The organism is Clostridium sp. CAG:43, assembly GCF_000434655.1.
Classification (GTDB): Bacteria; Bacillota; Clostridia; order Lachnospirales; family Lachnospiraceae; genus Otoolea; species Otoolea fessa.
This window is the reverse complement of sequence record NZ_FR895072.1, coordinates 1-7,949: the sequence shown is the minus strand read 5'-3', so window position 1 is coordinate 7,949 and position 7,949 is coordinate 1. Positions and strand designations below refer to the sequence as shown.

Genomic DNA, 7,949 nt, shown 5'->3' with positions numbered 1-7,949 from the left:
ACGACTGACACGCCGCAGCCAGCTGCCGTCAGCGCTGCTGCGAGGTTGGCAGTTCCGGAAGGTCCATCCGTCTCGCCGGTAATAGAACCGTCTGGCATTCGAACCGGGAAACCGGTCAGAAGAACGGCTCTTTTCGCATGGGCGAGAGAAGCAGACACAGCCGCAAGTGGGGAAGCAGGCAGAGATGCTAAAAGTCCGCGACCGCCAAAATCCTGTTTCATAATTGAATCTAAAGTTTCATAAAAAGTCATGGTATCAATCCTCCAGGTATACTGCATTGTGCAGAAATTGACAGGGGATTTTCTATCTGGATGATTCGAGCGCTTATTTACTGGATAATTTCCAAATCAAAAAAGATTGGCAGCAATCCGGTATGGTAGCTGTATCGGAATCATGTGCAATAAAAAAAGACCCACGTATCCTGTAAGATTCATGGCTCTTATTTACGAAGGGAGCATCCGGGCAGGAGTCCCGATAAATAAAAGAATCTATTTTATTATAATTGTATTGTAAATGAAAAATATCAGACTGTCAATTCCAAATTCATTTTACGGCTGACAGAAAGTGAAATTTGGAATATAATAAAAAATGGGGTAACTGTTCAGTAGGTCAGCGCATTTACTGCGCTGACCGTACGAAAACATGGGCCAGCAGGCAAAAATCCCATTGCCGTAGGCAATTTTTAATGGATTTTTGCTTGTGGCTGTGAAGGTACTGAACAGCTACAAAATAGGCATATAAACAAGCTCAGAAATAAAAGCAGACAAGAAAATGGATAGAGAGAATGAAACGAGAATCAAATGAGATAAAAAAAGAAAATGACCGCGCCGCATCGTTCATGCGCTTCTGCGAGGTAGTCCGCCATCTCCGTGCCGAGGACGGCTGTCCGTGGGATCGGGCGCAGACGCATACATCGCTGAAACCGTACTGCATTGAAGAAGCGGCAGAGGTGATTGGCGGTATCAATATCTGGGAGGCGACCGGCGATGCGGAGAACCTGAAAGAAGAACTGGGGGATTTAATGCTGCAGATTCTTCTTCACGCGCAGATCGCGGAGGAAGAAGGACTATTTACGATACGGGAGGTCATGGATGGCGCCAGCGAAAAAATGATCCGCCGCCATCCGCACGTGTTTGGTAAGTCGATGTTGTCCGAACAGGGAGAACCGGTCACGGATTGGGATGCAATCAAGAAGCAGGAAAAAGCCGGAAAAGAGTGGACGGAAGCGTATCTTCCGGGGGCGCTGGAAGAGGCGGAGAAACTGCTCGAGCGGGCAAAAGAACGGAAGGGCATCAAAAAATAACATTTGAGATGCTTCAATACTGAAATAAATAGAAAAATCTATATATAAAAAGGCATTCGGTCAAACTGGAATGCCTTCGTTCATTTATAAATGCTAATTCGTACTTTTAGGCAAAGACTGACTTTCCTTTACCAGATCTTCTAAAGTAATATTATAGAAGAAATTGTGTACAACCTGATCAAAGCGTTTCCACATCGGCAGGGTCACACAGCTTGTCTGACGTTCGCACGGCGGCGCATCCGGTGCAAGGCAGGCAACGGAAGAGAGAGAGCCTTCGGTCAGTTCCAGAATCTCTCCGGCGGTATATTCATTAATCGGACGGGTCAGACGGTAACCGCCGCCTTTGCCGCGCTGTCCTTCCAGTAATTTATTTTTGACCAGAACCTTCAAGATGATTTCCAGATACTTTTCAGAAATCTGCTGACGGGTGGCAATTTCATTCAGTGGTATATATCCAGCAGAATTTTGTTCCGCCAGATCGATCATAACGCGCAGGGCGTATCTTCCTTTTGTTGATATCATTCGGTAACCTCCTTACTATTAACCAATTATAACGCAAGGTAATAGGACTTTCAAGGAGAAAAGCGTGGAAAACAAAGAAAAAAAGTTTTTTCCTAATACCTATTGACAAAGTTGGTTTATAAGAGTATCATTAAGCCATCGAGTTCGGAAAGAACATGAAAATGAAAAGGAGGCAGATACAATGGCAAGACAGAATATTGTATGGAACGGAAATCTGATGTGTTGTTGTCGAATGTGTAATTCCCGGGCATTTTATATGGTCAGGTAAATTTGCATATCTGCCGTTCAAGAGAATGACAACGATTTAAGATGCAAGCCATTTGCCCGGGAGCTTAAAGAAGATTAAGCGGTCCGGCTTTTTATTTACCCAAAAAGCCAAATATACATTTGCATAAGCAAATATAATAATGCGTAAAAGCAATTATTTTATAGAAAGCTTGAAAATAAATGGAAAAACGCTTGCTCAAATAAAAAAATGAATATAGAATAAAAACGAATTTACATACTAGGAAATAAACTTCCAGAAAAAGAAAGAGAGGTATTTTGAGATGGGAAATTATAGATTTGAGACTCTTCAGTTACACGTAGGTCAGGAGCAGCCGGATCCGGCAACCGATTCCAGAGCCGTTCCGATTTATCAGACCACTTCTTATGTATTTAAAAATTCCGCCCATGCGGCAGCACGTTTTGGTCTGGCAGATGCCGGTAACATTTACGGACGTCTGACCAACTCCACACAGGATATATTTGAGAAGAGAATCGCAGCACTGGAGGGCGGCGTTGCAGCACTGGCAACCGCATCCGGCGCAGCTGCTATTACATATACAATCGAGGCACTGGCAGCAGACGGCGGTCACATCGTAGCACAGAAGACCATCTACGGCGGCAGCTATAACCTTTTAGAGCATACACTTTCCCATTTCGGTGTATCTACAACTTTCGTAGATGCTCATAATCTGGAAGCGGTAGAAGGTGCAATTCAGGAAAATACCCGTGCTATCTATCTGGAGACTCTCGGAAATCCGAATAGTGATATTCCGGACATCGACGCGATTGCTGAAATTGCACACAAACACGGACTTCCGTTAGTCATTGACAATACATTTGGCACACCGTACCTGATTCGCCCGATCGAGCATGGCGCAGATATTGTCGTACATTCCGCTACCAAGTTCATCGGCGGACACGGAACCACTCTGGGCGGCATTATCGTAGATTCCGGTAAATTTGACTGGAAAGCAAGCGGCAAATATCCGGCAATCGCAGATCCGAATCCGAGCTATCACGGCGTATCTTTCGTAGAGGCAGCAGGTCCGGCAGCATTCGTCACCTACATCCGCGCTATCCTTCTGCGTGATATGGGCGCTACGATTTCCCCGTTCAACGCATTCCTGCTTCTTCAGGGAACTGAGACACTGTCTCTGCGTATCGACCGTCATGTAGAAAATACCAAGAAGGTTGTTGAGTACCTGTCCAAACATCCGTTAGTAGAGCACGTTAATCATCCGTCTCTGCCGAATCATCCGGATCATGCACTGTATGAGAAATATTTCCCGAACGGCGGCGCTTCTATATTCACCTTTGAGATCAAGGGCGGACAGGCAGAAGCCCATAAGTTCATCGACAACCTGCAGCTCTTCTCCCTGTTAGCAAACGTAGCAGATGTAAAGAGTCTGGTTATCCATCCAGCAACAACAACCCACTCCCAGCTGACTGACGAGGAGCTGGCAGATCAGGGCATTAAGCAGAACACCATCCGTCTGTCCATTGGTACCGAGCATATCGACGATATCATCGAGGATCTGGAGCGTGGATTTGCAGCTCTGAAATAAGCAAGAGTGTGTCGGGCTGAGAATCCGAGTCATATACATAATAAATGGTAAATTGATAAAATGCGGTGTCATCTGCCAACTCTTCTTTAAGCAGGGAAGAACGGCAGATAACGCTGCATTTTTATTATTCCATTTTGGAAGAAAACGGCGTAGAAAAATTCATACCAAACCGCCTTCCACAGGGTAAAATGCTGAATTGTTGGGATTTAAGGAGGAAACGGGGAGGCGAGTCTTGACAATAAGGGCGGGTAAGTGGTAATTTATCAGATAGAAGGATACAGAGCTGTACATTTGTGATATAGGGGGGCTCTGGATTCCACCATAAAATTTAAGAATGAGGTGCAAAAAATGCAGGAGATGAAACCGATTAAAGAAGGAAAAGTCCGTGAAATCTATGACAATGGAGACAGCCTGATTATGGTTGCAACGGATCGTATCAGTTGCTTTGATGTTATCTTACATAACGAAGTGACAAACAAAGGCAAGGTACTGACACAGATGTCCAAGTTCTGGTTTGACCTGACGAAAGACATTATCCCGAATCACATGATTTCCGTAGATGTAAAAGACATGCCGGAATTCTTCCAGCAGGAGAAATTCGAAGGAAAGAGCATGATGTGCCGTAAGCTTGAGATGCTTCCGATTGAGTGCATCGTCCGCGGTTATATCACAGGAAGCGGCTGGGCAAGCTACCAGAAGACCGGAAAGGTTTGTGGAATTGAACTGCCGGAAGGCTTAAAAGAGTCTGACAAACTGCCGGAGCCGATCTACACACCGTCCACTAAGGCAGAGATTGGCGATCATGATGAAAACATCTCCTATGAGCAGAGCGTAGATCATCTGGAAAAATACTTCCCGGGCAAGGGAAAAGAGTATGCAGATAAGCTGCGTGAATACACGATTGCACTTTACAAAAAATGTGCGGAGTACGCACTGGAAAAAGGTATCATTATCGCAGATACCAAGTTTGAGTTCGGTCTGGATGAGAATGGCAACATCGTTCTTGGTGATGAGATGCTGACTCCGGACAGCTCCCGTTTCTGGCCGGCACAGGGCTACGAGGCAGGACATTCCCAGCCGTCCTTCGACAAGCAGTTTGCACGCGATTGGCTGACCGCTCATCCGGGCAATGACTGGACACTCCCGCAGGAGATTGTGGACAAGACCATTGAAAAATATCTTCAGAGCTATGAGATGCTGACCGGCGAAAAGCTGGCATAAGCGGATCGCTCGATGCAGCCAGTCAGGCAGTGGAAGAAAATGCATTGAATAAAAGTAAAAAAGCTGCTGTGAAAAGAATGAAATTCTTGTTTCACGGCAGCTTTTATATATGGAAATAAAAAACAAATATATCGCTAGTTCGTAATCTGCAGCAGAGGGGCTGTTTACAGATGTGTGCTTTTGAAAGGGAAAATAAAAGATGCGCGATTTTATGGATTTATTTAGCTTAAAGGGGAAAAAAGCGATCGTCACGGGCGGAACCAGAGGACTCGGCTATGGCATGGCAGAGGGACTGTGCAGAGCTGGGGCGGAGGTTACTATTTTGGGAACAAGTGAGAAGGTGCGGGAGAGCGCTGATGCGCTTGCACGGACAACCGGTGTGGTGGTTCACGGAATAGTGGGAGATCTGGTAAGAGAAGAGGAGGTTCCGAATATCTATAAGCGTCTGGTGGAAAGCCTTGATGGTCAGGCGGATATACTGGTAAACTGTGCGGGAGTTCAGCACCGGTGCGTGGCAGAAGATTTTCCGATGGAAGAGTGGAATCGGATTCTGCGAGTAAATTTAGGTGCTATGTTCCAGATGTCTCAGCTGGCGGCGCGGGATATGCTGCAGCGTGGATACGGCAGAATTATTAATGTGGCATCGATGACCTCCTTCTTCGGAAGTGTGATGATACCGGCATACGCGGCAAGTAAGGGCGGTGTGGCGCAGCTCACGAAAGCCTGCTCCAATGAATGGTCATCGCGTGGTGTGACCGTCAATGCGATCGCACCTGGTTATATGGAGACAAAGCTCACATCGGATATGAAAGCCAAAAATCCGGATCAGTATGAAGAGGTAACGGCGCGGATCCCGATGCACCGCTGGGGGAAGGCGGAGGATCTGGCAGGAATTACCGTGTTTTTAGCGAGTGACGCGGCAGAATATATAACGGGAGCGGTAATCCCGGTGGATGGCGGCTACCTGGCGAAGTAAACGAGAGAAAAGGAAAGAAATATGAATCTATTTGATATAGTAGGTCCGGTGATGGTCGGACCGTCCAGTTCCCACACAGCGGGCGCGGTTCGGATTGGATTTGTGGCGCAGAAGCTTCTTGGGGAACCGGTTAAGCGGGCAAGGATTGGTCTGTACGGCTCATTTCTGGCAACGGGAACCGGACACGGAACCCAGAAAGCGCTGATTGCGGGACTTTTAGGAATGGTGCCGGACGACATGCGGATTCCGGACAGCTTTCACCTGGCAGAGGAGAAAGGGATTGAGTTTTCCTTTGAGAAAGCTAATTTAAAAGAGGCGCATCCAAATTCGGCGGAACTGGAGCTTGAGGGCATTTCCGGGCGCAGTCTGACGGTAGTAGGTGAATCACTGGGCGGTTCCCGGATCAATATTGCGAAGGTCGATGGGATTGAAGCCAATTTTTCCGGCAGTTATCCAACCTTGGTTGTCCACAACGACGATCAGCCGGGACATGTGGCGGATGTGACGGCGATGCTGGCGCACAAATCGATCAATATTGCGACGATGCAGCTCTACCGTGCGGCGCGCGGCGGCATGGCAGTGATGGTTATTGAGTGCGATCAAGAGATTCCGGAAGAAGGGCTTGTGTGGCTGCGCCGTCAGGAGGGTATCCGAAAGGTAACATATTTAAGCCTTCGATAGGAAAGGTTCATATAAGAAAAGGAATGGAACGGGAAAATGGAAATGTTATATCATTCAGTGAGTGATCTGGTCCGCTTAGCGAACGAACATCAAATTCCGCTCTGGAAGGTGGTTCTTCTGGCAGATGTGCAGGAACGCCAGGTGACGGTGGAAGAATCGTTTGAAACAATGCGGCAGATGTATCAGGCGATGCGCCAGGCAGATCAGGAATACGACGGCTCGATCGTCTCGGCAAGTGGAATGGCGGGCGGCGACGGAGAAAAACTGCACGCATACAATGCCTCCGGTCGCAGCCTGGCGGGCGAATACATGGGGCTTGTGATGGAAAAAGCGGTGAAAATGGGAGAGTCCAACGCCTGTATGAAACGAATCGTGGCGGCTCCGACGGCGGGCGCATGCGGGGTGATTCCGGCGGTATTTTTGTCGTATGAGGAATATTGTAAGGAAACGGAGAACCGGATGGTCGAGGCGCTCTTTGTCAGTGCAGGAATCGGTGCGGTTATTGCAGAAAATGCGAGCATCGCCGGTGCATCGGGTGGATGCCAGGCGGAGATTGGTTCAGCAAGTGCGATGGCAGCAGGGGGGCTGGCATATCTGCAGGGCGGCGATGCGGAGTGTATCGCGAATGCAGCGGCATTTGCCCTCAAAAATATGTTGGGACTAACCTGTGATCCGGTCTGTGGTCTGGTTGAAGTTCCGTGTATCAAGCGGAATTCCGCCGGCGCCGTCAATGCGGCGGTCAGCGCGCAGATGGCAATGGCGGGAATCAAGAGCGCGATCCCGGCAGACGAGGTCGTCGATTCCATGCGCCGGATCGGCAATGCGCTTCCGGCTGCTTTACGCGAGACGAGTGAAGGCGGTCTGGCAGTGACCGAGAGCGCCAGAAAGATAGCAGAACGGATGGGAAAGAAGGAGCACATTGCGTAGAAAACCCGGGAAGGCAATGAAAATCAATAGAGCCAGACAGCACGCGATTGCAGAACCTGTCAGAACTGTTCCAGCTGCTGATTAGAAAATAAAATTGTAGAAGAAAGAACAGCAATATAGAAATAGCTCTGTTTAAATGATGCCAGAATATTCTTAAAAATCACAAAAAAACATATAAAATAGCAAATTTAGAAAAATGCTTGACTTTCCGGGAATGCTCTGGTATCATAACATACGTCCTTGAGACAAGGACAAAAACAAAACACGAAACGAAAGAAATGATTTGAAGATTCTTGATGAACTCAGAAAAATTTCAAAAAAACGTGGATTTGTAAAAAAATAAAAAAGTGTTGACAAAAGCAAAAACTTTTGATAAACTATAAAAGTTGCTGCTGAGGCAACAACAAAGAACCTTGAAAACTGAACAGTATGTAAAACCCTGAAAATTCTAAGAACAAAGGCTTTTGGTTAAGCCTTGAAGTTCAAG

8 protein-coding genes (1 of these 8 running past the window's edge) are annotated in these 7,949 nt (G+C 47.2%); 6 read left to right on the top strand and 2 right to left on the bottom strand.

Going from position 1 to position 7,949, the window contains the following annotated elements:
- Positions 1 to 251, bottom strand: the 5' portion of a protein-coding gene (locus QVO97_RS05820) for a glutamate cyclase domain-containing protein (protein WP_022359443.1). Its footprint begins 118 nt before the window's first position; 251 of the gene's 369 nt are visible here — the first part of the coding sequence; it begins with the start codon at positions 249 to 251; the stop codon falls past the left edge of the window.
- A gap of 533 nt (positions 252 to 784) precedes the next feature.
- On the opposite strand from QVO97_RS05820, the gene QVO97_RS05815 reads away from it, so the two are divergent.
- Complete coding sequence (locus QVO97_RS05815; RefSeq protein ID WP_022359442.1) at positions 785 to 1,303, top strand: MazG nucleotide pyrophosphohydrolase domain-containing protein; 519 nt, start codon at positions 785 to 787, stop codon at positions 1,301 to 1,303.
- 93 nt (positions 1,304 to 1,396) lie between these two features.
- On the opposite strand, the gene QVO97_RS05810 is transcribed toward QVO97_RS05815, so the two are convergent.
- Positions 1,397 to 1,825, bottom strand: a complete 429-nt coding sequence (locus QVO97_RS05810) for an RrF2 family transcriptional regulator (protein ID WP_022359441.1) — start codon at positions 1,823 to 1,825, stop codon at positions 1,397 to 1,399.
- Positions 1,826 to 2,373: 548 nt separating this feature from the next.
- On the opposite strand from QVO97_RS05810, the gene QVO97_RS05805 reads away from it, so the two are divergent.
- From QVO97_RS05805 to sdaAA, 5 genes are all read left to right on the top strand, one after another.
- The gene (locus QVO97_RS05805) at positions 2,374 to 3,657 is read left to right on the top strand and encodes an O-acetylhomoserine aminocarboxypropyltransferase/cysteine synthase family protein (protein ID WP_022359440.1); all 1,284 of its coding nucleotides are present in this window, start codon (positions 2,374 to 2,376) and stop codon (positions 3,655 to 3,657) included.
- 348 nt (positions 3,658 to 4,005) lie between these two features.
- Entirely contained in the window at positions 4,006 to 4,878 is an 873-nt protein-coding gene (locus QVO97_RS05800) for a phosphoribosylaminoimidazolesuccinocarboxamide synthase (RefSeq protein ID WP_022359439.1), read from the top strand.
- A 211-nt stretch (positions 4,879 to 5,089) separates the two neighbouring features.
- The gene (locus QVO97_RS05795) at positions 5,090 to 5,854 is read left to right on the top strand and encodes an SDR family NAD(P)-dependent oxidoreductase (protein WP_333549111.1); all 765 of its coding nucleotides are present in this window, start codon (positions 5,090 to 5,092) and stop codon (positions 5,852 to 5,854) included.
- A gap of 21 nt (positions 5,855 to 5,875) precedes the next feature.
- Positions 5,876 to 6,535: an L-serine ammonia-lyase, iron-sulfur-dependent subunit beta gene (gene sdaAB / locus QVO97_RS05790; protein WP_022359437.1), complete on the top strand. Its 660-nt coding sequence runs from the start codon at positions 5,876 to 5,878 to the stop codon at positions 6,533 to 6,535.
- Positions 6,536 to 6,577: 42 nt separating this feature from the next.
- Positions 6,578 to 7,462, top strand: a complete 885-nt coding sequence (gene sdaAA / locus QVO97_RS05785; protein ID WP_118472140.1) for an L-serine ammonia-lyase, iron-sulfur-dependent, subunit alpha — start codon at positions 6,578 to 6,580, stop codon at positions 7,460 to 7,462.
- Positions 7,463 to 7,949 lie beyond the last annotated feature (487 nt).

Coding starts and splice junctions, on each gene's coding strand:
- QVO97_RS05815 (WP_022359442.1), top strand. CDS start 785: ATGAAACGAGAATCAAATGAGATAAAAAAAGAAAATGACCGCGCCGCA.
- QVO97_RS05810 (WP_022359441.1), bottom strand. CDS start 1,825: ATGATATCAACAAAAGGAAGATACGCCCTGCGCGTTATGATCGATCTG.
- QVO97_RS05805 (WP_022359440.1), top strand. CDS start 2,374: ATGGGAAATTATAGATTTGAGACTCTTCAGTTACACGTAGGTCAGGAG.
- QVO97_RS05800 (WP_022359439.1), top strand. CDS start 4,006: ATGCAGGAGATGAAACCGATTAAAGAAGGAAAAGTCCGTGAAATCTAT.
- QVO97_RS05795 (WP_333549111.1), top strand. CDS start 5,090: ATGGATTTATTTAGCTTAAAGGGGAAAAAAGCGATCGTCACGGGCGGA.
- sdaAB (WP_022359437.1), top strand. CDS start 5,876: ATGAATCTATTTGATATAGTAGGTCCGGTGATGGTCGGACCGTCCAGT.
- sdaAA (WP_118472140.1), top strand. CDS start 6,578: ATGTTATATCATTCAGTGAGTGATCTGGTCCGCTTAGCGAACGAACAT.